The sequence below is a fragment of the Archangium lansingense genome (genome assembly GCF_026626635.1).
Lineage (GTDB): Bacteria > Myxococcota > Myxococcia > Myxococcales > Myxococcaceae > Archangium > Archangium lansingense.
Window position 1 is genome coordinate 13,349,625 of sequence record NZ_JAPNKA010000001.1, and the last position, 25,954, is coordinate 13,375,578.

The following is a 25,954-nucleotide window of genomic DNA, read 5'->3' on the forward strand; positions in this document are numbered from 1 at the left end:
TCTCACTGAGCCATGATGTATCGGATGGTCATGACCGCCTGATTTCGGACGCCCAAGGCAGGGTCCTTGAGAGCTGCCTTTGCACGACTCAAGGCCTCGTCCCGGCTCACCCACCCCGCAGTGGCAAGCGCCTCCACCATGCGCTCCCGCAGCGTGTCCCACGGGAGCTGAAGCAGTTCCCTCAGCGCCCCTTGGACCTCGCGCAGGGCCTCCGCCTCCACGGCGAGTACATTCTCCAGTACGAATGGCGGGAGCTGGTGCTCGACCACCTTGTGGATGACCTGGGCCAGGTGCTCCGCGGTAGGCCGAGAGACAAGCGCCGCGGCGGCAATCGCTTGAACCTCGGCATCCGGAGACTGAATGAGCTGAAGTCCGTTCTCGAAGGTCAGCCCCTCCTTGCTCAGCAGGACCTGCAGGAGCGGCACCTTGGGATGGGGCAGGACACGATGGCAGAGCGAGCAGACCCTTCCCTCCACTACCACGTCAGGGTGCTGGTCACACTCGGGCTCGCCCCAAGCCCATCTCTCGGCAGAACGAGCGAGCGCCTCGATTGCGCTCGCGGGAAGCACCCCGGCCACTTCCAGCACTGCCTCCGCCGCCTTGCACGCGATGCGGGAGTCCTTCGCTTCGACTCCTCGAATGAGGCATCCGATGATCTCCTCGGACCGGGTTCGCCCATACAGCGCGGGCAATACCTCGTACAGCGGCGCGTTGACGAAGGACACAGGCGGCTCTAGCAGCGGTAGGAGCAGGGCGGCGGCCTGCTGCTCTTTCCACAAAAGCGGCGCGAGTCCGACCACGTTCAGGACCAGGTGTTCATCTTCGCGTTTCCGGAGTGTTTGGACCCGCTGCTCGAGCAGCTTGAGAGCCTCCTGGCCGCCCGCGCCGTGTTCCAGGAGTTGAGCCGCGCTGGTACTGACAGCCCATGACGGGTGAGAGAGCGCGTGAACGAGGGTGTCCGCAGGGAGGTTCAGCTTCGCGGCCTTCTTCCAATCGGGTGTTATCGGAAGCCGAGGAAGCGCCGTCACGACACCGAGGGCCTCCATTGCCTGGGAGTTAAAGGAAGCAGCACCTCGTGCACAGGCCAGTAGCGCCATGGCCTCTCGCCTGAGCTGCTGCGGATCGATCCCGAGCGCCACCATCATCGCACGACCGATCAGGTCCTTCTGCTCGGAGGCCCCGTGTCTCTCGAAGAAACTGATCATGTCAGGGAACGACATTCCGTCCAAGAAGTCGAGTCCGCCAAAGAGCCGCCCAAGAGCAACCGCATGACTCGGAGCCACCGTCGCTTGAGGAGGCAAGGTCGACTCAGGAGTGATGCGCAGAATCCACTCTAGGAGCTCCCACTCCTTGGGCGTTGGCTTTGCCTTCTGCTTGGGGTGCGCAGACTCCACCACCACCTCGGCCATGCTCCGGGCTGCCCAGAGGAAGACCTCCTCGAAGCGCTTGCGATCAAGCTTGTAGTACAGGTCGAGCGAGACGGAGAGCGTGCCCCGTGCTTGCCTGTACACCTGCATGATCAGCTCGTCATGCTCTGGCTGAGGCGGCTGCTCGCTGAGGAGTACGAGGCTCCTGTCCACGAATTGATGTGGAAGCTCGATCCGCCCTCGGGCTCGTTGCCCTGACAAGCGAGACCCGCCCCAGGACTCTCGCTCCCACTCTTCTTCCGAGAGCTGCGCGATCTCCCGGAGCATGCCTCGAACTCGCGAGGGCTCCGCCCAGGGAGGTCCACATTCGAGGAGTAGGAAGTGCGCACTGAGCCGGAGAGAGAAGTTATCGGAGCCACTCCATTCAAGTGCCAGCAGCCCGATGATTTCAGGGAAGCGGCGAGCCAGCGGACGGAGGGCTTCCGCGGCCTCGAAGACGAGCAGGGGAACGGACGACGTGAGTCGTGGCCCGAGCTTCTCCAGGGTCTGACTGATCAAACCTGGAGACGGCGCCTCACTCTCATTGAGCGCCTCGGCGGCGAGGATTGCCTCGTACGAGGTGACGTCATCAGGGACGTCAAGGGCGAGCAGGTCGGGAACGATCGCCTCAGGCTGGAGACCCGCTGCCAGCATGAGGACCTCGTACCATTGCGGACTACGCCTGAGGCTCGCCACGAGCTTGCCTCGTGACTTGGGAGCCAGCCTAAGCAGGTGCCGAGCCGCGGCGAACTCTCCGAAGCTTGCGTGGACGAAGACATGGACCTCCGCAGTCCCCGCGCGAAGGCGCTCGATGAGGCGCTGTCGTTCCCAGAACTCAAGTGCCTGCCCTGCCAAGATTTCCCCACGGAGCTCATCCACCTGGAGCCGACGAGCCAGCTCGGCTCCCAACCGTCTCTTCAACTCATCCGAGCCCATCACCGGCGTCTCTTGCAGCGCCCAGGCGGCCTGTTCCAGGACATGCCGCGCGACAGGAAGCTCTGGGAAGGGCTCGGTGGAACCTTCGCGGGGAATCCTCTGTTCTGCCAGGCTGACGATCTCCTGGTAGAGCCCGACACGACGCGTCCCCGGCAGCCGCTCCTGGCTTACCAAGCTGGCGAGGAACCCCAGCAGCAGAGGATTCCTCGCGGCGACGGATCCCGCTTGATGATTCTCGAGCGCATGCTCAAGGCGCTGCAAAGCAGCCTCGACATCTTCTCCGGATGGGAGGGCGAGCTGGAAGAGCTGCCGCGCGTACTCCGAGACATCCTCCCTCTGCAACGGGAGCAGCTCCAGGTGCGTCCAGTCCGCGAAACGCGCCGCTTCGTACCCGACAGGGCGTGTCGTGACGATGACGGTAGTGCCCTGATGCCCATGGCTCCACTTCTTCAGCGCTTCCCCCATAGAGGAGGCATCGGCGCCGCATTCGTCCAGCCCGTCCGCGAGGAGGAGTTCCGGGTTTGCCAGCAGCTCCTCACACCTGTGCGCAGGCACACCCGAGCCATCTCCGGCCACGCAGCTCAACGCCTGCTCGAATGTGTCGCCCCGCTGCAAGCGGAGCGCGACGAGCTTCAGCTGCACGCGCGCGACGAGCCGCCCCTCGAAAGCCTTCCGGTGGGCCACGTACCGCAGCAACGTGCTCTTCCCGGCGCCTGGGCCTCCACTCACCACGAGCCTGGAGCCCAGCTCCGTCAGAAGCTCCGTGTCGATCGTCTTCTTGGAATCGGGCCCCTCCCCCCGCGCCCATTGACGATACGTCTCAACCTGATCCGCCAGCGTCTCCGGGGTCGCTGGCGCCAGGGTTTGCACCTCTCTCGCCTGCAACCGAAGCCAAGCCGCCGTGATGGGCAGTTCCCGCCCAAGCCCCGGGATGAAGAGGGTGCGAGTGTCCCGGATGAGCCAGTCCCGGTACTGCCTCTCCACGGTCTCCGCTTCTGCAGCCACCGCGGTGAGCGGGATACGCTGGCTCGCCAGGAACTTGCGCCAGGAGTGTTCCGTCCTGCGTCCCCCCGACCGGGTGAGCTCCAGTGCCTCGTTGCAGAGCGCGTTCCAAGCATCTTTTTCGCGCCCGGTGCTGACGACTCGCTTCAGCAGCGCGAGTGCGACCTTCTCTGGGGCTTCGAGCAGCTCGACATGAAGACGATCCAGCGCCTTCATGTCAAAGCCCGGGATGGCCTGGAGGAGGCGCAGCATCTTACGAGTGGGTTCGTGGAGCCGATCCTTGCGGCCCTGACGCAACCGGTTGAGATCGTCTCGAAGGTGCTTCCGAAGCGCTTCGCTGGCCCCTGAGTCCATCATCAGGACGGCGTGCAGTGCTGGATCGAACAGCAAGCCACGCACGAGTTGGACGAGTGTGCTCTGGAACTTCGAGTCTTGTCTCAGGCCACTCTTGCACTGCACCTCCACGGTAGTGCCTTCACGAAGCCTGACCTGGAAATCGTCCCCGGGCCCGCCCGTCTCTGCGGAGGTCTCCACTGGAACGTCCACACCCGCGGCTTCGATCCATTGCAGAGGCTCACCGGCCAGAACATGGGCTGCCGCATAAGCGATGGCCCGTACCTGGAAGCGGTAGCCCCCTGCCCCACCCATTCCCCCAGTGGTGTTGCGGCGATCCCGTGCCGGGCGTTTCCCCATGCCTCCCGTTCCTATCCCAGCAAACGGGCTCAAGTCTTCCCGTCTCAGCCAGCATGGCAGCTCGCCCGGCTACCGCTGGCGGCTTCGGCGGAAAAAGAAAACCCCGGCTCGCCTGATGGCGGCCGGGGCTCACTCACTTCCAGTGGAGGCGGCGGGAATCGAACCCGCGTCCTTCCTCTTGGCACCGGTCAGTGGCCCTCCCCTCCCTCCCGTACCAGTGGGTCTCATCGCCCACCCTCCGGGACCGCTCCCGAGCCTCTGTCCTCCAGTACTTCTGGGGACGGGGGTTCTACGCGCTTGCACCTGTCGATGGCTGCTCACTCCGGCGACGGATACAAGTCGGCCCCGCCCGTACCTCCACCTCGCGGCGCACTTCGTCCCGCAGCCCGAGGAAGAAGCCCAGCTCGGCGACGACGAACAGGGGCCCGACAATCAGCCCGATGAGGTCATCGACGAAGGCCGGCTTGCGACCCTCGTAGTAGTGCCCGACGAACTGGATGATCCACCCGACGACGAACAGGCCCAGCCCCGCGCTCAGCCAGGTGGCCGTGGCCTGGGTGGCCAACACCTGACCGAACCACAGCGACCCTCCCAGCACCAGGGTCATCACCAGACCGAAGCGTCCGTCGAGCCTCCAGTAGAAGAGCGCCGTCGCGAGGCTGACGAGCGTGGCGGGTGAGAGGACGAAGCCGAGCACCTCGAAGCCGGGCCGGGACAACAAGGTGGCGACGGCCAGCAGGATCATCGGAATGCCGACGAAATGCGTGGCGATGTTGCGACGGTCGCGGTGATAGGCCGCGTATTGAGCGAGATGATCCACCAGCGTCTTCATGTAGGCTCTCCCCGGTTGGTCGAGTCCCCATGATGGCCCCAGGCGCGGCCCAGGTCTGTCGGGTAGCCGACACGGTTGTTGCCCCGAGCACAGAATGACAGACGAGCGCGTGCAGGCCTGGAGACCCCTCATCCTCAGCGGCCGCTGGTTCCAGGAAATCCCCGAGGAGCTGAGGGCCCGATTGCTCGACGCGGCCGTGGTGCGCGGGCTGAACCCCGGCCAGCGGCTGTTCTCACGCGGAGACCGGCCCTGCGGCCTGTATTGCGTGATCGATGGCGCCATCCGCATCAGCGGGGTGAGCGAGAGCGGCAAGGAAGCGCTGCTGATGCTGATGGAGCCGCCCCACTGGTTCGGGGAGATCTCCCTGATCGACGGCCAGCCGCGCACCCACGATGCCACCGCCGAAGGCACCACCCAGGTGCTGCAGGTGCCACAGGCCGCGCTGAAGACGCTGCTCGCCCAGGAGCCGCGATATTGGCGCGACTTCGCCCTGCTCATGAGCCACAAGCTGAGGCTCATGTTCATCGCGCTGGAGGAACTGTCGCTGCTGCCCGCTCCGGCCCGTCTGGCGCGGCGCCTCCTGATGATCGCGGAAGGCTATGGGAACCTGCGAGGGGGCGCGCGGCGGGTCATCGATGTCTCGCAGGAACAGCTCGCGCTGATGCTGGCGATCTCGCGGCAGACGACCAATCAGATCCTCAAGGAGCTGGAGGCTCGGGGCGCCGTCCGCCTGACCTATGGGAAGATCGAGCTCCTCAGCCTGGAGAAACTCCGGGACGCGGCGAGTTAGCCGCCTAAGTAGGTGGGCAGAAGTTCCCTTACACAAGGACCTACGTCATCCGATGGAGGTCGGGCGGGGCGGGCAGCTCTGCCGGGCCCGGTCTTCAGAAAGTTGTCCAACTGTTGGACAACTTTGCGCAGCGCGCGACCGGGAGGTCGGCCTGCCGTAGCTTCAGACGCAGTGCAAAGGCCACACGATTGTGTCGGGAACTTCTGCTCACCTACTTAGAGCCGGGCGAGCCGCGCGAACTCGGCCTTGAGCCGTGGCACGGCGAAGTCGACGAAGGCGCGGACCTTGGGGAGCGACAGCCGTCCCTCGGGCGTAATCAACTGGACGGGCGTGGGCGGCGGCTCGGCGTCCTCCAGCAGGAGGGTCAGCTTCCCGGCGCGCACCAGCTCCGCCACCTGGTAGGACATGACCCGGGTCACGCCGTGGCCTTCAACCGCCGAGGCGATGATGGAGTCGGCACCATTCACGACCAACCGGGGTGAGATGTGAACGGAGCGCGGCGCTGCGGTCCCCGCTGCGGGCGGAAAGCTCCACGAGTCCTCCCCGAACTGGAGCAGTGAAACACATTGATGACTGGCGAGGTCTCCCGGCTCGACGATGGGTGGCCGGCCGGCGAGATAGGCCGGCGACGCACAGACGACCTTCCGGACTTCGCCGACGCGGACCGCGACCAGGTTCGAGTCCGGCAGATTGCCAATCCGGAGTGCCACGTCGACCCGCTCATCGACCAGGCTCAACGAGCGGTCGAGCAGGAGGAGCCTCCCCTTGACCGAGGGCTGGCTGTCGAGAAACGCATCGAGGATCGGCCGGAGGATCTGCCTCCCGCTGACGACGGGCGCGGTAATCGTCAGCATGCCACGTGGCGCGGCGTGCTCTCCCGCGGCGAGCATGTCCGCTTCCTCGAGCTCCGTCAGCACACGCCGGCAGGCCGCGACGTAACGCTGGCCCGCGTCGCTCAGCCGGATGGAGCGCGTGGTGCGGTGCAGGAGCTGCGTCCCGACGTGCTCCTCCAGGAAGGCGATGGCCCGGGTGACGGCGGCCGGAGAGCGGCCCAGACGCCGGCCGGCCCCCGCCAGGCTCCCTTCGTCCACCGCCGTCACGAATACTCTCATCGCGTCGATCCGATCCATGATTCTTCCTCTTGGCGAAAGAGTGCCTTTTGGAACGTGGACGTTCAGGCGCCCGAGGCCGCCGCTTATCTCTCCTCACGTCGACGCAATGCCGCGCCGCGGACGCCCTCCGGCGTCTGGACCGAGGAGCCTCACCATGTTCGTCCCTGCCAATCGTCCCCACTCCGCCGTCACGCACCACCGCACCGCCCAGGTGGATGGCGTCGAGCTCTTCTACCGTGAAGCCGGCCCCGCGGATGCACCCGCGGTCGTGCTGCTCCACGGCTTCCCGACCTCGTCGCACATGTATCGCCACCTCATTCCCGCCCTGGCGGATCGCTATCACGTCATCGCGCCCGACTACCCGGGATTCGGCCAGAGCGCGATGCCCGACCGGAAGGACTTCACCTACAGCTTCGCGAAGTACGCGGACCTCGTCGATGGACTGCTGAGCCAGCTCGGTGCGAAGCGCTACGCGCTGTATGTCATGGACTATGGCGCGCCAGTTGGCTTCCGCCTGGCGCTGAAGCACCCGGAGCGGGTGAGCGCGCTCGTGGTGCAGAACGGCAACGCCTATGAAGAGGGCCTGCAGTCCTTCTGGGAGCCGCTGAGGGCTTATTGGGCGGACGGCTCGGCCGCCCATCGCGAGGCGCTACGCCCGACCATGGGGCTGGAGTTCACGAAGTTCCAGTACCTGGATGGTGTCAGGGACGTCTCCCGCGTGGACCCCTCCACCTGGGTGCACGATCAGGCCCTGCTGGATCGGCCCGGCAACGTCGAAATCCAGCTCGACCTCTTCTACGACTACCGCACCAACGTCCAGCTCTACCCGCGGTTCCAGGCCTTCTTCCGCGAGTACCGGCCGCCGACCCTGATCGTCTGGGGTGCGAACGACAAGATCTTCCCCGCCGAGGGCGCCAGAGCATTCAAGAGGGAGCTCCCGGACGCAGAGCTGCACCTCCTCGACACCGGGCACTTCGCGCTCGAGGACAAGGCCGACGAGCTCATCCCGCTGATGCGCGACTTCCTCGGCCGCACGCTTTCCAACCGGTAACGACACACACGTCATCAAGAAAAGAGAAACGTCATGAGCACAGAGCAGAAAGTCGTCCTGATCACCGGTGCATCGCAGGGAATCGGCGCGGGACTCGTGGAGGGGTACCTCTCCCGCGGCTACCGCGTCGTCGCCAACTCGCGGTCCATCAAGCCGAGCACCTCCCCGAACGTCCTGACGGTCGATGGAGACATCTCCCAACCGGCCACCGCGGAGCGCATCGTCGGCGCGGCGATGGAGCGCTTCGGCCGCATCGACACCCTGGTCAACAACGCCGGGGTCTTCATCTCCAAGCCGTTCGTCGACTACTCCCAAGACGATCTGATGGCCCTGGTCTCGCTGAACCTGTTCGGGTTCTTCCACGTCACGCAGAAGGCAGCCGCCCAGATGTTGCGACAGGGCGCCGGCCACATCGTCAACATCACGACGACCCTGGCCGAGCAGCCGATGACATCCGTGCCCGCGGCGATCCCCGCCCTCACCAAGGGAGGCCTCAACTCCGTCACCCGGTCCCTGGCCATCGAGTTCGCCGGCAGGGGCGTGCGGGTCAACGCGGTGTCGCCGGGCATCATCAAGACCCCCATGCACCCGGCCAGGAACCACGAGACCCTCGCCACGCTTCACCCCATGCAGCGCATGGGCGAGGTGCGGGAGATCGTCGAGGCGGTGCTCTACCTCGAGACGGCGGCCTTCGTGACCGGAGAGATCCTCCACGTCGACGGTGGAGCGCACGCCGGCCGTTGGTGAGCCAGCACGCCAGGAGAGCTCCGATGCCATACGTGAACATCCGAATCACGCGAGAGGGAACCACGCCCGGCCAGGCGGGCGCCACGCCCGAGCAGAAGGCCGCGCTAATCAAAGGCGTGAGCGACCTCTTGCTCGAGGTCCTGAACAAGCCCCCGAGTTCGACCTTCGTGGTCATCGACGAGGTCGAGCTGGAGAACTGGGGAGTCGGCGGCCTGCCCGTCGAAGCCTATCGGCGACAGGTGGCGGCCAAGGGCTCCGGGTGAGGTCCGCCCGTCCTTCTGAGCCCGCTCAGTGCCGGAGCTTCGGCCACAGCCGCCCCGTACGTGCGGCATACTCCTCGTAGGCCGAGCCGAAGCGTTCACGCATCATGGCCTCCTCCCTCGGCGTGCGCAGGAGCCACATGGAGGCGAACGCGGGGATGACCAACGCGCCCGCAATCCAGTTGTGGATGAGCAACGGCTGGGTGAGGGCCGCCAGCCAGATTGCCGCGTACATGGGGTGGCGAATGCGCGCATACACCCCATGGGTCACCAGCCCGTGCTCCTCCCGCACCTCGAGTCCCGCGCTCCAGTTGCGCCCCAGGTCGGAATGAGAGCGCCAGAACAACCAGAGGAAGGGCACCTGGAGCGCGGTGCCGACCGCGGTCGCCCAGCCCGGCAACGTGTAGTCGGCGAAGGAGAACACCCCCGTCCCCAGGTGGCCGAGTGGCAGCACCATCATTCCCAGGAACATGGCGAAGAGCAGCGCCTGCTCGAGCGCATCATGGCGGCTGAGGGTGATGCGGTTGGCGCGATTGCGCAGGGAGTGCGGCATGCGAATCACGAACATGATGACCATCACCCCCACCCACACCAGTCCCCCCCAGCCATTGTCCCGCCAGCGCACGAGTGTCGCCACCAGCAGGGCCGCCATCCCCAGGGTCATCAGCGCCGCCGGTACGCTCGCCATCAATGACTGACGTGAAGCAGCCATGCGTGCTCCTTCCTCGATTGTGCCAGCTCTCCTTCCCATAGTTGAGATTGATTTGCAAATTCAAAATTGGGCCCCTCCGGTTCCGGCGGACTCCTGGAGCGCAGCATCCTGAACCCGGGGCCAGAAACCGCTGAGCTTCCAGCAGCTTCCGGCCCCAGTTTCAGCGTCCCCGACGGGATTCGAACCCGTGGAGGCGGAGCGCTCACTTCTCCAGGTGGTCAATCATGGACTGGACCGGCGGCTCGGGGTTCCGGTCCCACAGCTTGGTAGCCCAGCTGCGCTGATCCAGCAGCCCCGTGTTGATGTTGTCCGTCAGATTATCGACCTTGGCCGGGGTCTCTCCCGAGTAGTCGTTGCGCTGGGGGAGCCCGTGCTCCTTGCGAATCAGGTTCTCGTTGGGCGTCCACCCGTCCTTGTTGGGGGAGTGCGGGGTGGGCTTCATGCCGACGGTCTCGAACTCCTCCTGCATGTGCGAGTGGTGGCCGATGACCTTCCCGACGAGGGGATCATTGTTCTGGATGAGGGGGTCGTTCCTGCGCGGGCTGACCTCCAGCGGGCTGACGCCGAGGCCATTGGCATTGCGCCAGGCGTGGACCGACTCGTGGCCCAGGCTGTTGAAGCGGGCCCCCGGGTTCTTCTCGTTGAACCGCTCGTCGTACTTGAGGGTGCTGGGCGCCCCGGGGCCCGGATTGCCGTCGTAACGGTACGCCTGCTGGATACCGCCGTAGGTGCCGTCGTGCCGCGGGGCGTTGGCGTTCGGGATGCTCGCGTTGCGGCCCGAGTAGATGTCCGTCACCGTCAGCGGCTTGTTCTGGGTGCCGACCTGGCCAGGGTTGACGGCATTCGTGCGGCCGTTGAGCTCCGTCAGCAGCCGGTTGCCGTTGGGCTGGCTCATCAGCGCGCCCGTCGAGTGGCGCACGTCACTCGTGAAGTCGGCGAACTGGTGCCCTGCCTGCTGGTCGTCCCGGCGGGTGCGGATGCCCTGCAGGTTCGGGTGCACGACGCCGTAGTCGGCCGGCTTCAGGTTGTTCTTCCCGGCCTGGAGCTGCTCCGGCGTGGGCACCGAGGGACGGGTGGGCAGGTTGCGCGTCTGCACGGGCGAGGTGGGCGCGCTCCGGGGCGTGTTCGGAGTGAGATCATTCGTCCTCAGCGACGGCAGCGACGGGGAGCGGAACGGACGGATCTTCATGGACGGTCTCCTTGGAAGTCAGCGAAGGGGGGCAGCGGCTTGCTCACCTGTAGAGCATCGAGCGTGCCAACCCCTCCGGGCCCTCAGCCCCAGGCAAACCCTCGGGTTTTCGGGGACTTACGGGAGCCGCCGGCCAGCCCCTGCCTTCGGAGACGGGTGACAGCAGTCACCACCTGGTGACAGCAGTCACCAGGCCTCGAGCCTGTCAGGCGGACGCTCCGTGGACCCGAGCCCGGCTCATGACGTGGTCCACGGCCGTGAGGTGCCAGGCCACCTGAACGACCTTGCCGGCCCCTGCCGCCTCCCTGCACCAGCCCTCCGCCGGAAGTCAGAAGGGATGCCGGTTCCGGCGATACACCTCCTCGCTCACCCAGTCGCTCCGCAGGAGCGAATACAGGTACATATCCGCGCGGTGCCCGCGGATGGAGGTAATGCCCCGGCAGACACCTTCCCGTTGCATCCCCACCGCCTCGGCCCCCCGGCATGACACGTCGTGCCCCACGGTGATGAACGCCTGAAGCCTCGTGACGTCCAGGGTCGTGAACAGATGGTTCACCAGAAGGCAGGTGGTCTCGACAGCGAGGCCTCGCTCACGGAATCGCGGATGGACCTGAACCCAGAGCTCCAGCCCCTTGTAGAGGTCCGGACGCGTGAACGGGTTGAAATATCCGGTCAGCCCCAAGGGCTCGTCCGTCACTGAGTCGCGGATGAGGAACAGGCCTGCCTCCGCCGCGGGCCACGGCACGGACAGCATCTGCTCCCATTGCTTGGCGGTGACGGACCAGACATCGAGGAATGGGCCCGCGAAGTCCTCGTCTCCGAGCCAGTCCGCGAGGAGCTGAGCATCCGCACGCGTCACTTCCTTCAATCCGAGTCGTCTTCCACGCACCATGCCGTGCCTCCCCGCGCTCACTCGCGTCCCGACGCCTCCAACAGCGTCCTCTCGATACGGACCTCCTCATCACCCCAGGGATGGAGCCGCTCCTCGGGTGGCTGGCCACACGCGGGGCATGCGGGGTGCTTCAACACCGGGTGCGAGTTGCTCTCCTGGGTGAGGAGATCCACGAGCAGGCCGCGCCCCACCAGGCGAGTGGGCTCGAGCCCGGTGAGGTAGAGGAGCACCTCGACGGCCACCATGCTGGCGAGGTGTCTCTGGAAGGGCGCGAACCCGAGCCGCTTCCCCACGAGGAGTCCCCGCTCCACCTGCTCCACCTGGAGCGCCTGCTCCTTCCATGTCGCGAGATGGCTCCTCCGCCGGAGCTCCACGCATTCGAAGCAGGCCGTCCCCGGCGTATGGAGCGGCCCGATCCAGCCCTCCGCATCCAGTGACAGCCGGACCTCCAGCCAGTCCGTCCCCAACCCGAGGCAGAGGCGGTTCAACTCCCGCATCCGCCGGGTGAAGCCGAACTCACCATCCTGCACGCCGATGACGAGGTCGGCTCCCGGGAGGAGAGTCCGCAGCGCCGCGAAGGGATGAGCACGCACGTGGACAGGTTGCGGAACCACCAGGGTGGGGAGCCCCTCGTCCATGACCAGATCGATCGTGCCGATGGCGCACTCCGCCAGGGCGCTGAGCAGTTCCCGGGCAAGCTCCGAGTCCCCCACCACGACGACGCGTGCCCGGCGTAGCCGTTCGAAGGGACGGTATGGATTGGAGAAGCTTCGCGCGAGCAACGCCAACAGACTCGCGAACGCCTCGAGCTCGCGGGCGGAGAAGGACCGCTCGGGTCCCGCGTCCACCACCACTCTGTGGTGCAGAAGCAGGCGCAACAGCTCGTCCACGCTCGCGGTGTCGATCGTTCCCGAGAGCTCGGCTCGCAGCTCCGCGGGGGTGCGGGTGCCATCCAGCAGAGGCAGCAATCGCTCCACGAGCGCGGGCACCAGCCTGCCCTGACATCGTAGCAAGTCCCTTCCACTCGACATGAAGTAGCAGGTGCGCTCTCCGTCCCGCACCACGTTCATGCAAGGCACCACCCGCGGCAGCATCCTCTCGAGATCTTCCTTCATGTCCACAGCTCCAACCCTCGGATGCCGAAACGGAACGCCTGGCCCCCATAGCCGAAGGCCCGGACATGGAGCGCGAGCACATCCCTCCCCGTCCAACCGTGCCTGTCGCGCACGAAGCGATGGAAGCGTGAGAAGGGAAGCTCGTAGTGGGTCCACTCGGAGCGCGTCTCCAGCAGGTGGATGAACTCCTCACCGGGGCACCGGGCCCGCTCGGTCGCGAAGCAGAGCTGGTAGATCTTCCCGTCTCCGCGCGCCTCGAAGCACAGACCCGTGTGGCTCCTCACGTCCACGGGAGTTCCATCCCGTCGCGGGAAACGAGTGAGCATGACGAAGGGGCCCGCGACCTCCGCCGCCAGCCTGCCGGACAGCTCGACCTCCTCCGCGGCCTCGCGCGTCGACGTCACGGTGAAGCCTCCCTGGCTCGCGCCATCCGTGGACAGCATCCAGTCGGAAGCCTCCGAGGCGAGGAACAGGGCACTCGCCGCCCCGGCCTCCGGCCGATCCCGAGCGGCCCGCGACGGGCGCGCCCGGTCGAGCCTGTCCCGCCAGCGCACCTCCAGCTCGGACAGGGGACAGTCGTAGAACCTCTCGAAGACCGATTCCTCCAGCAAGTCAGGCTCGTGTACGAGGGCCTGGAGGAGCTTCGTGAAGGGCTCCAGGCCGCGCTGCTCGAGCAGGTGGAGGACGAAGGAGCCCGCGCGCGCATAGGCGAGCCGGTTGCGCTCAGAGGGCATCTCCCGGATGCGAAGCTCGCCCCACGAGCCATGGGGCTGGAGATCCTCGCTCAGCGCTCGCATTCCCTCCGAATGCTCGGCGAGCAGGTGATGGAGGGTAGGCGCGTCGTCCCTCGGGGAAAGAGGGAAATACGCCGCGCCAGGAGAGAGCAGATAGGCGCAGGCGACCGCCCAGCCCTCGGAGAGGAAGGGCGACCCGGGCGCGAACAGCAGCAGGTGGGACAGCTCATGCACGAGGTCTGGCGAGAGCTCCTCGTCGGAAGCCTGTCCGACCGCCTTGGGTGAGAGGACAATCCGGGGACGTGGCAGGAGGGGTTGAGCGAGGGGGACCCACGACCGCGCGTCCAGCACGACATCGAACGGCCTGGCGAATTCGAGGGAGGACCAGTCGCGAAGGGCCTGGAGCGTCCGGCCGATGGTGCTGGCCAACCCCCGGGCTTCCGAGGGGGAGACCTCGGAGGGATCGAAACACAGACGGGCCAGCCCCGGCGTGACGCCCGGGATATCCATGCGCGCGGACCCGAGCCACGAGAATCCCGGCTGCATGTGAACAGTGCTCCATTTCCGCGAGGGATGAACCCGCGCCATTCAGATAGACGCGGGTCCCCCGGCCCGTGACGGAGCCACCTGCTCGGATGAGCCAACAGCAACCAGCTGGCCTGACCTGGATCGCCAGCGGCATCACAACGGCGCTCCATACGCACATTCCATTTGACGGAGGCGCCGCATCACCGAGCCCCTCTGCATCAAGAAAGGAGGATGCGATGAACGATTCGTCTCAGGTAATCGAAGTGTCGTCCCAGCCACTCGAGGAACCTCTCATCTCCTTTGAGAGGATCTCCGAGTCCAGGGAGGATGAATTCATCCCCGCCGGAGCCAGCTGCTGCAGCTCCTGTAGGGTCAAGTTCCTGTAAACGTAGGCCACCGAATCGAACAGTGAATCCGGTGGACCGGGACTCTCTGGTGTTTCGGCCGGGGAGCCCCTCATGAGCCTTGAGACCGGATGATGCCAACCCTTGAAACATTCTCCACCTGGGCGGAGCAGGTGCTCAGTCCCCGCCTCGGACTGGGGCGGGCGCTCGTCCGAGTACCGCGTCAGGCGGGCGAGCCGCGCATCCACATGTTCAGCGTCGAGCCGGCATTGCTGGGTCCGCTGGAGAATCGCCCATCCCGGCAGGCCTGCGGAGGCGCGGGACTGACGCTCGAGGAGGCCAGGAGCTCCGCGGTGGGAGAGCTGCTCGAGGGGTACTGCGCCGCGTTCATGGATGCCGCGAGCACTGTCTTCGGCACGTACCGGGAGCTCAGCCGGCACCACGAGGTCCTCGAGCCCGGGCGGTTCGCGCTCTTCTCGGACCACCAATATGCAGGTCCGGGCTTTCCGTTCCAACGCTTCACGGAGGACACGCCCCTCTCCTGGGTATGGGGACGATCCCTGGTTCGGAGGAGGCCTGTCCTCCTTCCCGCCTCGCGCGTCTACATGCCCTCTCTCCAGCGACCAGGCGAAGCGGACCTCGGCCCGATCATCTCGACGGGCCTGGGCGCCGGCTCCTCACTGGAGCGCGCCATCCTCTCGGGTCTCTACGAATGCCTCGAGCGGGATGCCTTCACCCTCTTCTGGATGAACGACCTTCCCGTCCGTCGCATCCGGTTGCGAGGCGAGACGCCCACCGGCCGCATCTTCCGCGAGCGCTTCGCCGTCCCGGGCTACGAGTACCGGGCCTATGACCTCACCCTCGACCTCGGCGTGCCCACGACCTATGTCGTCCTGACCTGCCAGACTTGGCGTGGCCCGCTCCACGTGGTCGGGGCCGCTTCCCGGCTCGATGGCGACCAGGCAACCCTCAAGGCGCTCCTGGAAGCCGTCCAGGGGAGGCCCTACGTCCTGTGGCAGCTCGAACGGCACTCCGGCTGGAAGCCCGCGGCCGATTTCTCCAACGTCACCGACTTCTCGCTCTCCTGCATGCTGTACTCCGTGGTGGAGGAGCTCACGCCGCACCTGCTCGAGGTCGACCAGCGGGTGACCTCGGAGCTCGCTCTCGAAGACCTGCCGCGCTGGGAGGACACGAACCCCGCCACCGCGCTCGCCGAGCTCGTGCACCGGCTGGAAGTCCGGGGTTACGAGCTCGTGGTCGTCGACCTCACCACGCCAGACATCGAGTCGCTCGGGCTCAAGGTGGTTCGCGTGGTGACGCCCGAGCTCCAGCCGCTCCACGGCGACCATCGCTGGCCCTTCCTCGGGGGCAAGCGACTCCATGAGGTCCCCCTCCAGCTCGGATACCGGCACGAGCGCGCAAGCGAGGAACAGCTCACCCGCTATCCCCACCCATTCCCCTGAGGTCACGGTGATGAAACCCAGAGTCCGGCACATCCTCCAGGAATGGGAGCAGTCCCAGCAGCGGCGAGAAGCGCCCCCGAGCCTGCTCTTTCACGAAAACTCCAAACTCACCCGCCCGGGACTGGACGAGCTGGGCCGACGGATTGGACGCATCATGTCCGAGGGCCTCACGAAGGAGCTCGCCAGGTCCTGGAAATGCTACCCCGGCCATCCGCAGGTCGAGCTGCCGCGAGCGAACCTGGTCCTGGAGCGCGGCCTCCAGGAGGTCATCGTGGGCCGGCGCTCGCTTCGAGCGTTCGATCCCCACCGGCCCGTCACCCTCCAGGAGCTGGCCAACCTCCTGCAGCTCTCGTATGGCATCACAGGCAGGCTGGAGGATTCGGGGGGGACCCAGTACCTCCGGGCGATTCCCAGCGCCGGCGCGCTCTATCCGCTCGAGCTCTACCTGATGGTGCAGCGCGTCCAGGGGCTCGACCCGGGCCTGTACCATTACCGTGTCGCGCACCACGCCCTGGAGGCACTGGAGCTCGCGGACCAGTCCGAGAGCATGCAGCGGATGGAGCGCGAGTGGGGCATGGGCTCGGCCCCGGCTTTCTACCTCGTGGTCAGCGCCCTCTTCGCTCGCACGATGATCAAGTACCGGGAGCGCGGCTACCGGTTCATCCTCATGGAAGCCGGGATGCTCGGGCAGTGCGCGACCCTGCTGGCCGAATGCCAGCAGCTCCACTCCTGCATGATGGGGGGATGGCTCGATGATGAGCTCAACGGGCTCCTCGGGCTCGACGGCAGCTCCGAGTCGGTGGTCCACGTCATGTGTTTCGGGCGGGCTCCACGGGAGGACGCCCATGGATAGGCTGGAGAGAACTCCACCTGCCATCGAGGCGAGGGGGCTCGTCAAACGGTTTGGCGGCACGGTGGCCGTCGATGCTCTCGAGCTGCGTGTAGAGCAGGGCGAGTGCATGGGGCTGCTGGGTCCCAACGGCGCGGGCAAGAGCACCACCCTGGAGCTGCTCGAGGGACTCCAGCGGCCGACGGCGGGGACGGTGCGGCTATTCGGTCTGGAGTGGGGGAAGGATGCGGCACGGGTGCGCGCACGCATCGGCATCGCCCCGCAGGAGACGAGGTTCCACGGCAAGATGACGGTCTCCGAGACGCTCCAACTCTTCCGAGCCTTCTACCCGCGCGGCCTTCCCGTGGACGCGCTCCTCCAGCTCGTCGGGCTGGAGGAGAAACGCGGGGCCTATGCGATGAACCTGTCGGGAGGCCAGCAGCACAGGTTGTCACTCGCTACGGCGCTCGCGGGAGATCCGGAGCTCCTCTTCCTCGACGAGCCCACCGCGGGGTTGGATCCGCGCTCGCGCCAGGCCCTGTGGGACACCCTTGGGAGCCTCAAAGCCCAGGGACGGACGGTGGTGCTCACCACCCACTACCTGGAAGAGGCCCGTGCGCTCTGCGACCGGGTGGTCATCCTCGACAGGGGGCGCATCGTCGCCCAGGGCACGCCCGCCAAGCTGCTCGCCTCCCTCGGAGGTGGGCAGGTCATCGAGCTGGTGGCGAGCCCGGTGCCGACCCCGGAGGTGTTCGCGGATCTCCCGGCGCTCCGGAGCCTCCGCCTCCACAGCGCCGGACTCACCCTCCACGTCGCGGAGCTGCAACCGGCCCTGTCCGGGCTACTCGAGAGGGTGCGCGCGCGGGGCCTCACGCTCCGGTCGCTCTCGACGCGGGAGGTGACGCTCGACGACGTGTTCCTTGCGTGCACTGGCCATGGCCTGGGGGAGGACACCCCCTCATGACGAGACCCCGGCCCATGAGCCTCCTCTTCCTCCTCCGGGTCCGTTCCCTTCTGCGCGAGCCCTGGGCGCTCTTCTGGACCTTTGGCTTTCCCCTGCTCATCGCGCTCACGCTCGGGCTCGCCTTCCGCGAGCGGACGTCATCCGCGCCCGGTCTCCGCTACATCGACTTCCTCATCCCCGGATTGATTGGCTACGGGCTCATGTCGGCGGGCATCTGGGGCGTGGGCTCGGTCATCCTGCAGTTGCGCACCGGGAAGATGCTTCAACGCCTGGCGGCCACGCCGATGAATCGCGGTCACTTCCTGCTCTCCTTCTTCGTCTGGCGTGGTGCGCTCGGTGTGGTGGAGATCCTTTTCCTGCTGGGAGTTTCCCGGTTGGTGTTCGGCGTCCGGGTCGCTGGCGACTTCCTGTCGTTCATCGTCTTCGGGCTGATGGGCTCTCTCTCCTTCGCGGGGATCTCCCTGTTGGCGGCCAGCCGTGCGCGGAATCTGGAGTCAGCCACCGGAGCGATGAACCTCACCAGCCTGGTGATGGGCTTCCTCTCCGGTGTCTTCTTCCCCGTGAGTCACTTTCCCGTGTGGATGCAGGCGATCGTGGAATGGATTCCATTGACCGCCCTCAATCAGGGCTTGCGCGACATCCTGGTGGACGGCGCGGGACTGCTCTCACTGTGGCGGGAGGCCCTGGTGCTCGGGATATGGGGCATCGCCTCGTTCCTCGTCACGCTGCGCACCTTCCGGTGGAGCTCATGAAGGAGCGCGGCACCCTATATCGGCACAGCACCACATAAGGCCGCGGGAGCATCGCGCCTCACGCGGACCTCGTCTTCCACCTGCCGCCGGCCACCTGGGCGGTTCGCTGAGCCAACGACAGGGGCGTGCTCCAGGGCCGGGTCCCACGTGTGGAGTGGAGCTCAGGCCACCTTGGGGAAGTCCACCTCGGTGCCGGCGACCACGTTGAGGTAGTTGGTGAGCACGTTCTGAGCGACCGCGGTGACGACTTCGACGAGCTCCGCGTCCGTGAGGCCCGCCTGGCGAGCGGCAACGAGCTGCTTCCCCGTATCCGCTCCGTGCGTGCGCACGATGGCCAGCGCCAGGTCGAGGATGGCCTGCTCGCGCGGATTGGCCGCGCGGCCGGAGCGGAAACCGGCGAGCTCATCGGCCGGGACGCCCTGAAGCTTGCCCAGCGCCGTGTGCGCCGACAGGCAGTAGGTGCAGCCGTTGGCCTGGGCCACGGCGATGGCGATGGCCTCCTGGGTGCGCCCCGGCAGCGAGGCCTTCCCCATCGCGCCGAAGTAGCCGGCCACCGCCTCGAGCGCCGCGGGCGAGTGGGCGAACGTCGAGAACATCTTCGGCACGCCGCCGAACTTCACCTTGAGGGCCTCCAGCGTGGGCTTGGAGGCCTCGGGGGTGGTGGCGGGGGTGACGGGGGCAATGGCAATGGCGCTCTGGGACATGACGTTACTCCTGGATGGAGAGCGGTCGGGGCCAGGGAGGTCTCGGCCGGTCAATTGGTTTCGACACGACACTAAATAGGAGCCGTGGACTTTCTTGTCAAGATGGTTCGGCCTCGATACCTTCATGCCTATGAGTGCTGAATCTCTGTACACGCTGCTCGAGCGCATCTCGAACCTGCTGCGCAACGAGGAGCGCGCCGTGGGGCAGGAGCATGGGCTACAACCGGTGCACTTGCAGGCGTTGCACTACCTCTCGGTGTGCAACCGCTACAGCAACACACCCGCGGGGCTTACGGAGTACCTGGGCCTCACCAAGGGGACGGTGTCGCAGACGATTGCGTTGCTGGAAGGCAAGGGGCTGCTCGAGAAAGAAAGCAGCAGCACGGATCGCCGCGTCACCCATCTCCATCTGACGGGGGAGGGCCGAGCCCTGCTCGGGACGCTGCTGCCTCCCGCCCTCTTCTCCCGCACCCTCGAGGGGCTGCCAGACGGTGGCCGCGGGCTGGAGGCCTCGCTGACGGGCCTGCTCCGGGCCCTGCTGGTCACGCACGCTCAGCCGAGTTTCGGAGTGTGTGCATCCTGCCGCCACTTCCAGCGGGAGCCGCAGGGCCGCTTCCGCTGCGGGTTGACTCAGGAGCCCCTCAGCCGAGCGGACAGCGCGCTGCTGTGCCGGGAGCACTCGGCCCCGGACGTTTGACACCTCTCGGCGGAAAATTGCCGGGCTGACGGTCACGGCGTCCTGACAGGGATGTCAGAGCGGGCGGTGTTTGGAGCCCCCCCCAGCGCGTGAAACCCGCGAAATGTCTAGGATTGGATTCTGGCCTGTCCATTGCTGGAGAATGCAGACCTGACCCCGCTCTAGGAGGCGACTGAATGAAGATGAAATTCTGGGTGACTGGGACCGTGGCACTTGCACTGGGCGCCGTGGGATGCCAGCCGCCAGCACCCGAGCCGGAGGATGTGGCCGAGGTAACCGCCAAGCGTTCCGGCGACCTCGTCCGAAACCTTGGCTCCAGCATGCGGACGCTGAGCAACCTCTCGGCCCTCAAGATGCTGACCGACGTGGCGTCCAGCGTCGGCGGTGCCGGCAACGTGAGTGGCGGCCTCCAGGGCATGTCCATCACCCGCCTGGCCGAGGAGAGCCCGCTGCCGGTGCCGGGCGTTCCGGATGAGGTCACCTCGCAGGCGCAGGCCGCGCTGGTGGAGAAGTACCTGCGTGAGCGCATCTTCATCGAGGCCAACGTAGAGGAGACCCAGGGCAGCTCCACCACGTTCCGCATCACGGGCGAGGATCTGTGCACGGATGGCTCGAAGCCGGCGGCCCCCGAGTGCGTGGCCGAGGTGGACAAGTACGAGCTGCGCATCCGCGCCACCAACAAGGGGGATGAGAAGCTGGAACTGGAGCTGCTCTTTGGCCCCAACCGTGCCGAGCCCCTCTCCCTCTCCTTCACGGACGTGCGGGTCGGCCTGACTGTCGACCTGGGCGGCGTCAAGGACACGGTGACTCACCTGAGCCCCGCGACGAAGCTGCCTCGGGTGATGGTGGGTCGGGTGGAGCTGGCCCTGACGAGCAGGGGACCGCAGGACCTGGAGTTCCAGACGTCCATCCTGGATGCGCTGAGCGTCGAGTGGGACACGGTGTCGGGCACGTATGCCTTCAGCTCCGCGAAGGCCACGCCCCTGACCGAGCTGAAGGTGTGGCAGATGAATGGGGCGAACTGGGCCCGCGTCGCCCTGAACCTGGGCACCACCGAGATTCGTGCTCCGTACAGCGGCACCAAGCCCGAGTTCGCCGGCAAGCCGTATGTGGGCTCGCTGTCCGGCCTGTCGTTCGCGATGGAGGCCCAGGAGGGCAGCGAGGCGCTCACCATCGCGCACCTCGGCCTGGGCGAGGCGCAGAGCTATGTGGCCGTGGGGGACCACAAGCTCGTCACCGTGGACCTCAACGCGCTGTCCGGCCGGCATTTCGACCTGAACGTCTCGAAGGGGACGGATGGACGGGCGGTGCTGAGCGTGCGGCCTGAGTTCGACCTCTCCGTGTTCACCGATATGGAGCCGGTGTACGAGGATGAGGCAGGCGGGCAGCCCACCAGCAACCTCAGGACGAACTTCAATGTGCGGCTGAGCGGCGGCGACGCCCCGAGCGTGCGCCCGGTGCCCGCCAACGAGTCGACGGGCTTCCCCGGCGGCCTGCAGGTGGTGTCGGGTGAGCTGTCGGTGACGGTCAACGACTCGCGGGTGAGCGTACCGGCCACCAGGTGCCTGGTGAAGGAAAGCACCACCAGCGAGTCCACCTCGGGCGTTGGCTTCGAGGCGCGCGACTGCCAGTAGACTGCCAGTCAGAAGTGAGTAGCGCACGGGCGGGTGGGGAGCGGGGGCTCCTCGCCCGCCCGTGTGCGTTCCGCCCCGGTGCTCAGAGGTTCTGGATGAAGCTGGCAATCAGGTCGGCGCAGAGCTGCGGTGCCTCGTGCTGCGGGCCATGGCCCATCTGCGGGAACGCCATCAGGTGCACCGACTTCGTCTGCGGCGTCAGGTCGAACCAGTTCTCGACCGGGAAGACGATTTCCTGATCCCCGGAGATGACCAGCGTGGGGATGTTGGTCGTCTTGAGGAAGTCGCGGTAGCCGTTGTCATCCACGAAGACATCCTCGCTCCTGGTCTCGGCCAGCATCCTCATGACGGTGTCGATGGGGATGGCCGGACTGGTATCCGTGGTGCGCGCCGCGATGCGGTGGTGGGAAGCCACCGCGGCGGCGCGGGACTTCTCCGACTCTGGATGGAAGAACAGCACGGTCTCATCATCCAGGTCGTTCACCGGCTTCAAGGCGCGCTCGTAGAAGATGGGCTTCGCCGGCAAGCGCACCTTGCCTGGCGGCGTGGTGCCAATCAGGAGGGTCTTGATGACGCGCTCGGGGTGCAGGCGCGCCACGATCTGCGCCGCGATTCCACCCAGCGACCAGCCGCCGATGACGAAGCGCTCCAGGCCGAGCGCGTCGGCCAGGTCGACGGCGTCCTGCGCCAACCTCGTGCGCACATAGCTGGGCGTACCGGTCGACTGGCCCAGGCCTGAATAGTCGAAGGTGATGACGCGATGGCGGGCCGCCAGCGCATCGAGGAAGGCGGGGTCCCACGAATCCAGGATGCCGCGAAACCGCAGGCACAGGATGATGGGCACTCCCTTGCCGAGCTCGCGGTAGGCGAGGCGGCGGCCCTTCACCTCGACGAAGCGGGTGGGCGTGTTGACGGCGGTAGCGACGGTGGAAGGCGTATCCATGGAATCGGTCTCCCTTGGGGTCGGTGCGAAGGCGGACATGCGGCGGCTTCACCTTAACGAAGAGCACAAGACGGATGGGAGGCGCTGTTGAAGGATGAGGCCAAGACGCCTCGAAGTCTCTATCCTCCCCTCGGCGGTCCCCCCTACGTTCCTGCTCGAGGCGCCAGGATGCTGGTCATTCGTGATGTGCAGCTCGCGGCCTTCCAGCGAGTAAAAGACGAGGAGTTCGCTCGATGGACGGCGGAGCAGCTCCGGCTCACCGCCCCGGAGCTCGCCACCCCACTGCCCGATGAGCAGCTTCTCGGTCGCATCCTGCGGACCGTCGATATCGGGCGGGGATTCGGGCTCCGAGCCCCGCTGCTGTTGCTGCGGTTCTCCCTGCTGGCCCTGCGGCACGGGCCCAACGTCCACCGACATGCCCAGGTCCAAGCCATCCTGGAGAACCCGAGGCTGACGCCCGAGACGCGCCTCGACCGGCTCGAAGGGCTTCCGCCCGAGTTCTGGCAATCCCTCGCTGTAAACCAGGGCTCCCATGCGTGGGGTCCCATCGACGCAGGAACCGGCAACTCGCCGGCTTGAGCGGCGCCGAAGAGAGACAGACGTGTCCTATCCCCCCATCATCGAAGAAGCCCACTTCCCTCAGCCTCCTCCCGTCGAGATCGTCAATGCCTGCCCTGCCAATGAGGCAAGGAAGTGCGGCATCGAGAGTCTGACCCTCCAAGGCCACCCCTCGGCGGGGAGCGGGTACACCCATGGTCATGGACCGCTCGACCCACAAGCCGCCGAGCGGTTCGTCTTCGCCCCGCGTGTGGAGTCCTTCCAGGTGAAATGGCGGTTCCATGGGCACGCGCACATCCGAAAGGTGAAGCTCGAGCTCTTCCGCCGCAACCAGGCGCTGCCGTTCTGGAGCAAGACGCTCGAATGGGAGGGCGCTCGAGCCCAGGAGGGGACCACGCCCTTCGATGGGGATCTCGCGTCCAACGCCCACCCGCAGGTGGTGCCCGACGGAGCCGTGCAGGTGACGTACAACCACCAGGGCTCCTTCCCGCGCGACGTGCTGACCGTCGAGCACGCGCCCTACAAGCTCCAGCTTCGCATCGTGGAAGTGGAGGAGGACACCCAGGTGGTGGACCCCGCCCGGTGGATCTACCTGGACGTGCTCGTGCACGACATCAAACTCGAGCTCGGGCCCCAGGCCTGGGTGCCGCCGTTGGCTCCAGCCAACTACGTCCAGACCCGGCGGCAGACCCTGCGGCGAGAGGTCCACCAACGTGTCGCGCAGCAACTGCAGGGGAACAACCCGGCCCCCCTGGCGCTGACCGACCCTGGCGCGCCCGCTGAGCTCCGGCTCTCCTTGAAGAGCCACGTCTTCGCCAAGTCCGTTCGCGACTTCTACCGCAACACGGTGTTCGCGGAGATGCGCGAGCTCTGGGGTAACGGCCCGCCGCTGCCGCTGGTCGCGACGCTGCGCGTCCAGCAGTCGAACGGCCAGCCCGCTCCGCTCCAACAGGGCGCCGTGGCGCTCGGTGGGGTCCGCCTGCTCTGGGACTGGCTCAACGACCAGGGCTCGGCGGTGGATCCAACCACCCATGACGTGGCGCGGAGCTTCATTCAGGAAGCGCTGCTCTACCGGCCCCAGGAGTGGCCTCATGCACGCCCCAACAGCCACGTCGAACACGGCGGCAAGCGGGGGCTGCTCAATGGCGCGGCGGAGCCCTACTTCGAAGACGTCCCTGGGCTGGCGCCCGCCACTCCGGTGACGGCCGCGGTCCAGCGTCCCTGGGCAGCCTTCACCCCCGTCATCGACGACCCGAACGCGGCCAACGCGGGCACGGCCTCGGTGCTCTTCCTGCCCTCGAGAATCGCCGGGGACCGCTTCCGGCCGCGGCTCTTCCTGGCCTACCCCAACACGGCAGCACTGGACGTGGCGGATCTCCAGGCCCAGGGCGCGGCGGCCGGGACGTGCTCGGCCACCAGCACCAGCATCTTCACCGTCTGGCGCCGGGTGCATGTCGCGCGGCACTGGCGCAAGCACGCGCATGTCGATGCCGCCTCCATGAACTGGGCAACCGTGGCCCGCTACTTCGAGCCCGCCTTCATCGAAGTCGTCGCTCCCCCGAATGGCGTCGAGGACATCAACGCGCTCCACTACGAGAACGCGGTGGACCAGGTCAGGAACCGTATACCGGTGGCGATCAAGTCAGCACTCGCCGACTCCAATCAGCAGCACAACGGGGACCACGCCATCACCTACCTCAACTGGGCCGGCTTCAAGCAACAGATCCGTGCCTATCTCCAGGCCATCCAGCAGTTTGTCCGGGCCGCGGCTCCGGCGACGGACCAGGACGTGCTGCAGGAACAAATCCCGTACATGGCCGGTAACCAGCGCTACCACGAGGATCTCTTCATCGAGAACCTCAAGACCTTGAACATCAACGACCTCGACAAGCTGGTCACCCAGGTGCTGCGCGACGCGGGCATCCGCGACGAGAGCGCCTACAAGGAGAAGCTCGCCCAATGGGGCGATGAGACGATCGCCAAGATTTGCGGCCGCCTGGCGCGTGACACCACGCCCGGCGAGGACGGAATCCACTTCTTCCAGTTCGAGTTCAACGACAACCTCCTCAACCAGACGGAAGTCGCCGAGGCCGCGACCACGATCGCCAATCAGGTGAACTGCCCCCAGTGCAACGCAGCCCTGCCCGCGAACGCGCCTCCTCGCTACTGGAGCGATGCGGCGAGCGACGCCAACCGCATCTGCGCCGCGTGCCAGCACCGGCTCCATGAGAGCTGCACGGTCATCACCTACGTGCCGCACCGCTACATGAATGGCCAGTCGGATGCCTTCGCCAAGCAGAACCTCGGCTGGATGCAGCGCGTGAAGATCCGCGCCGGGCGCAAGTACGGGACCACTGCCGACATCTCCATCGCCCACGAGGTAGGCCACCAGCTCGGCTTGCCCCATGCCGGGCCCAATGCCGCGATGATGGGCATCACGGTGATGAAGACCGGAGGCATTGAGCCGGCGTACCACGATGTCGACGATCCTGCCTGCTTGATGAGTTACAACTTCACGCTGGCCCCGCAACTGCACTTCTGCGGGTTGTGCAACCTGCGCCTCCGGGGCTGGAGCATGGGCCCGAGCAACGTGGCCCTGGCCTTCGAGAACGCGCGGGATGCGAGCACCGTGGTGCTCCACAACCAGCGGCAACAGAATCAGGTGCCCTGAGCCGGCCAACCCCTCAACTCGATGACACGGTAGGACTAGCGCGGGCAGTCCGGATGCGCGGCGGCGTGGAGTCGCTCGTACTCTTCGCGGGTGAGATCCCCCGCGAAGAGCGTCATCGCGATTTCGCCCCACGTGCGCGCCCAGTCGTACGGCATCACCAGCGGGCTGAAGATCACGCCGGGCGGCGGAGGCGGCGGGCTCACCATCAGATAGGCATCACCGAGCGGATGCGGCGGAAGCCCTCGCGCGAGGACACGTGCCTGCAACTCGGCGAAGGAGAGCGCCCCCTGCTTGTACAGCGTGGCGTCGGCCAGCGCGGCGGAGTAGTCCGCGCTGCCCGGCGGAATCCGGGCGTCTCTCTCGGGCCCGCGTGGCGGTTCGGGCATGTGGGACGGC

Annotated in this window: 23 protein-coding genes; 12 read left to right on the plus strand and 11 right to left on the minus strand. The window is 66.6% G+C overall.

The genetic code is table 11. The annotated features are described in order from the left end of the window. Nucleotides 1-2: 2 nt before the first annotated feature. Complete coding sequence (locus tag OV287_RS54005) at nucleotides 3-4,037, minus strand: NACHT domain-containing protein (RefSeq protein ID WP_267541915.1); 4,035 nt, start codon at nucleotides 4,035-4,037, stop codon at nucleotides 3-5. Between the two features lie 289 nt (nucleotides 4,038-4,326). Further along, nucleotides 4,327-4,869 (minus strand): Mpo1 family 2-hydroxy fatty acid dioxygenase, encoded by a 543-nt coding sequence (locus OV287_RS54010; RefSeq protein ID WP_267541916.1) that lies wholly within the window; start codon nucleotides 4,867-4,869, stop codon nucleotides 4,327-4,329. Between the two features lie 94 nt (nucleotides 4,870-4,963). Here OV287_RS54010 and OV287_RS54015 point away from each other — a divergent pair, with 94 nt between their 5' ends. Then, nucleotides 4,964-5,659 (plus strand): Crp/Fnr family transcriptional regulator, encoded by a 696-nt coding sequence (locus OV287_RS54015; protein ID WP_267541917.1) that lies wholly within the window; start codon nucleotides 4,964-4,966, stop codon nucleotides 5,657-5,659. 215 nt (nucleotides 5,660-5,874) lie between these two features. Here the strand turns inward: OV287_RS54015 and OV287_RS54020 are convergent, their stop codons facing one another. Further along, the gene (locus OV287_RS54020) at nucleotides 5,875-6,789 is read right to left on the minus strand and encodes a LysR family transcriptional regulator (protein WP_267541918.1); all 915 of its coding nucleotides are present in this window, start codon (nucleotides 6,787-6,789) and stop codon (nucleotides 5,875-5,877) included. 136 nt (nucleotides 6,790-6,925) lie between these two features. Between OV287_RS54020 and OV287_RS54025 the strand changes: the two genes are divergently transcribed. Genes OV287_RS54025 through OV287_RS54035 form a run of 3 tightly spaced genes read left to right on the plus strand, consistent with a single transcriptional unit; the run spans nucleotide 6,926 to nucleotide 8,832 of the window. Continuing rightward, nucleotides 6,926-7,822: an alpha/beta fold hydrolase gene (locus OV287_RS54025; protein WP_267541919.1), complete on the plus strand. Its 897-nt coding sequence runs from the start codon at nucleotides 6,926-6,928 to the stop codon at nucleotides 7,820-7,822. Nucleotides 7,823-7,855: 33 nt separating this feature from the next. Next, nucleotides 7,856-8,569, plus strand: coding sequence for an SDR family NAD(P)-dependent oxidoreductase (locus OV287_RS54030; RefSeq protein WP_267541920.1), 714 nt, complete (start codon nucleotides 7,856-7,858; stop codon nucleotides 8,567-8,569). A gap of 23 nt (nucleotides 8,570-8,592) precedes the next feature. After that, nucleotides 8,593-8,832, plus strand: coding sequence for a tautomerase family protein (locus OV287_RS54035; protein WP_267541921.1), 240 nt, complete (start codon nucleotides 8,593-8,595; stop codon nucleotides 8,830-8,832). A 25-nt stretch (nucleotides 8,833-8,857) separates the two neighbouring features. Here OV287_RS54035 and OV287_RS54040 read toward each other — a convergent pair whose 3' ends face one another. From OV287_RS54040 to OV287_RS54060, 5 genes are all read right to left on the minus strand, one after another. Continuing rightward, nucleotides 8,858-9,541, minus strand: coding sequence for a protein-S-isoprenylcysteine O-methyltransferase (locus tag OV287_RS54040; protein WP_267541922.1), 684 nt, complete (start codon nucleotides 9,539-9,541; stop codon nucleotides 8,858-8,860). Between the two features lie 202 nt (nucleotides 9,542-9,743). Then, nucleotides 9,744-10,730, minus strand: coding sequence for a M91 family zinc metallopeptidase (locus OV287_RS54045; RefSeq protein WP_267541923.1), 987 nt, complete (start codon nucleotides 10,728-10,730; stop codon nucleotides 9,744-9,746). Nucleotides 10,731-11,058: 328 nt separating this feature from the next. Then, nucleotides 11,059-11,622 (minus strand): GNAT family N-acetyltransferase, encoded by a 564-nt coding sequence (locus OV287_RS54050; protein WP_267541924.1) that lies wholly within the window; start codon nucleotides 11,620-11,622, stop codon nucleotides 11,059-11,061. Between the two features lie 17 nt (nucleotides 11,623-11,639). Then, nucleotides 11,640-12,737: a TOMM precursor leader peptide-binding protein gene (locus OV287_RS54055; RefSeq protein WP_267541925.1), complete on the minus strand. Its 1,098-nt coding sequence runs from the start codon at nucleotides 12,735-12,737 to the stop codon at nucleotides 11,640-11,642. Continuing rightward, nucleotides 12,734-14,017 (minus strand): CIA30 family protein, encoded by a 1,284-nt coding sequence (locus tag OV287_RS54060; RefSeq protein ID WP_267541926.1) that lies wholly within the window; start codon nucleotides 14,015-14,017, stop codon nucleotides 12,734-12,736. Before OV287_RS54060 ends, OV287_RS54055 begins: the two co-directional genes overlap by 4 nt. A gap of 457 nt (nucleotides 14,018-14,474) precedes the next feature. On the opposite strand from OV287_RS54060, the gene OV287_RS54065 reads away from it, so the two are divergent. The 4 genes from OV287_RS54065 to OV287_RS54080 are packed head-to-tail and all read left to right on the plus strand — an operon-like array spanning nucleotide 14,475 to nucleotide 18,351. Next, on the plus strand, nucleotides 14,475-15,806 hold the full coding sequence (locus OV287_RS54065) for a YcaO-like family protein (RefSeq protein ID WP_267541927.1): 1,332 nt from the start codon (nucleotides 14,475-14,477) through the stop codon (nucleotides 15,804-15,806). A 10-nt stretch (nucleotides 15,807-15,816) separates the two neighbouring features. Next, entirely contained in the window at nucleotides 15,817-16,659 is an 843-nt protein-coding gene (locus OV287_RS54070) for a SagB/ThcOx family dehydrogenase (RefSeq protein WP_267541928.1), read from the plus strand. Then, nucleotides 16,652-17,599, plus strand: a complete 948-nt coding sequence (locus OV287_RS54075) for an ABC transporter ATP-binding protein (RefSeq protein WP_267541929.1) — start codon at nucleotides 16,652-16,654, stop codon at nucleotides 17,597-17,599. Before OV287_RS54070 ends, OV287_RS54075 begins: the two co-directional genes overlap by 8 nt. Nucleotides 17,600-17,613: 14 nt before the next feature. Then, nucleotides 17,614-18,351, plus strand: coding sequence for an ABC transporter permease (locus OV287_RS54080; protein WP_267541930.1), 738 nt, complete (start codon nucleotides 17,614-17,616; stop codon nucleotides 18,349-18,351). A 161-nt stretch (nucleotides 18,352-18,512) separates the two neighbouring features. On the opposite strand, the gene OV287_RS54085 is transcribed toward OV287_RS54080, so the two are convergent. Further along, nucleotides 18,513-19,055: a carboxymuconolactone decarboxylase family protein gene (locus tag OV287_RS54085; protein WP_267541931.1), complete on the minus strand. Its 543-nt coding sequence runs from the start codon at nucleotides 19,053-19,055 to the stop codon at nucleotides 18,513-18,515. Nucleotides 19,056-19,185: 130 nt separating this feature from the next. Here OV287_RS54085 and OV287_RS54090 point away from each other — a divergent pair, with 130 nt between their 5' ends. Both OV287_RS54090 and OV287_RS54095 read left to right on the plus strand, forming a co-directional pair. Then, the gene (locus OV287_RS54090) at nucleotides 19,186-19,752 is read left to right on the plus strand and encodes a MarR family winged helix-turn-helix transcriptional regulator (RefSeq protein ID WP_267541932.1); all 567 of its coding nucleotides are present in this window, start codon (nucleotides 19,186-19,188) and stop codon (nucleotides 19,750-19,752) included. 176 nt (nucleotides 19,753-19,928) lie between these two features. Further along, on the plus strand, nucleotides 19,929-21,386 hold the full coding sequence (locus tag OV287_RS54095; RefSeq protein ID WP_267541933.1) for a hypothetical protein: 1,458 nt from the start codon (nucleotides 19,929-19,931) through the stop codon (nucleotides 21,384-21,386). A gap of 82 nt (nucleotides 21,387-21,468) precedes the next feature. Here the strand turns inward: OV287_RS54095 and OV287_RS54100 are convergent, their stop codons facing one another. Next, nucleotides 21,469-22,329, minus strand: a complete 861-nt coding sequence (locus tag OV287_RS54100) for an alpha/beta fold hydrolase (protein ID WP_267541934.1) — start codon at nucleotides 22,327-22,329, stop codon at nucleotides 21,469-21,471. Nucleotides 22,330-22,497: 168 nt separating this feature from the next. Here OV287_RS54100 and OV287_RS54105 point away from each other — a divergent pair, with 168 nt between their 5' ends. Both OV287_RS54105 and OV287_RS54110 read left to right on the plus strand, forming a co-directional pair. Further along, a complete protein-coding gene (locus OV287_RS54105; protein WP_267541935.1) occupies nucleotides 22,498-22,908 on the plus strand; it encodes a hypothetical protein in 411 nt (136 codons plus the stop codon). A 22-nt stretch (nucleotides 22,909-22,930) separates the two neighbouring features. After that, nucleotides 22,931-25,558 (plus strand): hypothetical protein, encoded by a 2,628-nt coding sequence (locus OV287_RS54110; protein ID WP_267541936.1) that lies wholly within the window; start codon nucleotides 22,931-22,933, stop codon nucleotides 25,556-25,558. Between the two features lie 35 nt (nucleotides 25,559-25,593). On the opposite strand, the gene OV287_RS54115 is transcribed toward OV287_RS54110, so the two are convergent. Continuing rightward, complete coding sequence (locus tag OV287_RS54115) at nucleotides 25,594-25,944, minus strand: hypothetical protein (RefSeq protein WP_267541937.1); 351 nt, start codon at nucleotides 25,942-25,944, stop codon at nucleotides 25,594-25,596. Nucleotides 25,945-25,954 lie beyond the last annotated feature (10 nt).

Excerpts from the sequence above, each read along its gene's own strand:
- OV287_RS54015 (WP_267541917.1), top strand. The coding sequence starts at position 4,964 with ATGACAGACGAGCGCGTGCAGGCCTGGAGACCCCTCATCCTCAGCGGC.
- OV287_RS54005 (WP_267541915.1), bottom strand. The coding sequence starts at position 4,037 with ATGGGGAAACGCCCGGCACGGGATCGCCGCAACACCACTGGGGGAATG.
- OV287_RS54090 (WP_267541932.1), top strand. The coding sequence starts at position 19,186 with ATGAGTGCTGAATCTCTGTACACGCTGCTCGAGCGCATCTCGAACCTG.
- OV287_RS54025 (WP_267541919.1), top strand. The coding sequence starts at position 6,926 with ATGTTCGTCCCTGCCAATCGTCCCCACTCCGCCGTCACGCACCACCGC.
- OV287_RS54055 (WP_267541925.1), bottom strand. The coding sequence starts at position 12,737 with ATGAAGGAAGATCTCGAGAGGATGCTGCCGCGGGTGGTGCCTTGCATG.
- OV287_RS54085 (WP_267541931.1), bottom strand. The coding sequence starts at position 19,055 with ATGTCCCAGAGCGCCATTGCCATTGCCCCCGTCACCCCCGCCACCACC.
- OV287_RS54080 (WP_267541930.1), top strand. The coding sequence starts at position 17,614 with ATGAGCCTCCTCTTCCTCCTCCGGGTCCGTTCCCTTCTGCGCGAGCCC.
- OV287_RS54010 (WP_267541916.1), bottom strand. The coding sequence starts at position 4,869 with ATGAAGACGCTGGTGGATCATCTCGCTCAATACGCGGCCTATCACCGC.
- OV287_RS54075 (WP_267541929.1), top strand. The coding sequence starts at position 16,652 with ATGGATAGGCTGGAGAGAACTCCACCTGCCATCGAGGCGAGGGGGCTC.
- OV287_RS54045 (WP_267541923.1), bottom strand. The coding sequence starts at position 10,730 with ATGAAGATCCGTCCGTTCCGCTCCCCGTCGCTGCCGTCGCTGAGGACG.
- OV287_RS54070 (WP_267541928.1), top strand. The coding sequence starts at position 15,817 with ATGAAACCCAGAGTCCGGCACATCCTCCAGGAATGGGAGCAGTCCCAG.
- OV287_RS54100 (WP_267541934.1), bottom strand. The coding sequence starts at position 22,329 with ATGGATACGCCTTCCACCGTCGCTACCGCCGTCAACACGCCCACCCGC.
- OV287_RS54035 (WP_267541921.1), top strand. The coding sequence starts at position 8,593 with ATGCCATACGTGAACATCCGAATCACGCGAGAGGGAACCACGCCCGGC.
- OV287_RS54030 (WP_267541920.1), top strand. The coding sequence starts at position 7,856 with ATGAGCACAGAGCAGAAAGTCGTCCTGATCACCGGTGCATCGCAGGGA.
- OV287_RS54050 (WP_267541924.1), bottom strand. The coding sequence starts at position 11,622 with ATGGTGCGTGGAAGACGACTCGGATTGAAGGAAGTGACGCGTGCGGAT.
- OV287_RS54095 (WP_267541933.1), top strand. The coding sequence starts at position 19,929 with ATGAAGATGAAATTCTGGGTGACTGGGACCGTGGCACTTGCACTGGGC.
- OV287_RS54115 (WP_267541937.1), bottom strand. The coding sequence starts at position 25,944 with ATGCCCGAACCGCCACGCGGGCCCGAGAGAGACGCCCGGATTCCGCCG.
- OV287_RS54065 (WP_267541927.1), top strand. The coding sequence starts at position 14,475 with ATGATGCCAACCCTTGAAACATTCTCCACCTGGGCGGAGCAGGTGCTC.
- OV287_RS54105 (WP_267541935.1), top strand. The coding sequence starts at position 22,498 with ATGCTGGTCATTCGTGATGTGCAGCTCGCGGCCTTCCAGCGAGTAAAA.
- OV287_RS54040 (WP_267541922.1), bottom strand. The coding sequence starts at position 9,541 with ATGGCTGCTTCACGTCAGTCATTGATGGCGAGCGTACCGGCGGCGCTG.
- OV287_RS54060 (WP_267541926.1), bottom strand. The coding sequence starts at position 14,017 with ATGCAGCCGGGATTCTCGTGGCTCGGGTCCGCGCGCATGGATATCCCG.
- OV287_RS54020 (WP_267541918.1), bottom strand. The coding sequence starts at position 6,789 with ATGGATCGGATCGACGCGATGAGAGTATTCGTGACGGCGGTGGACGAA.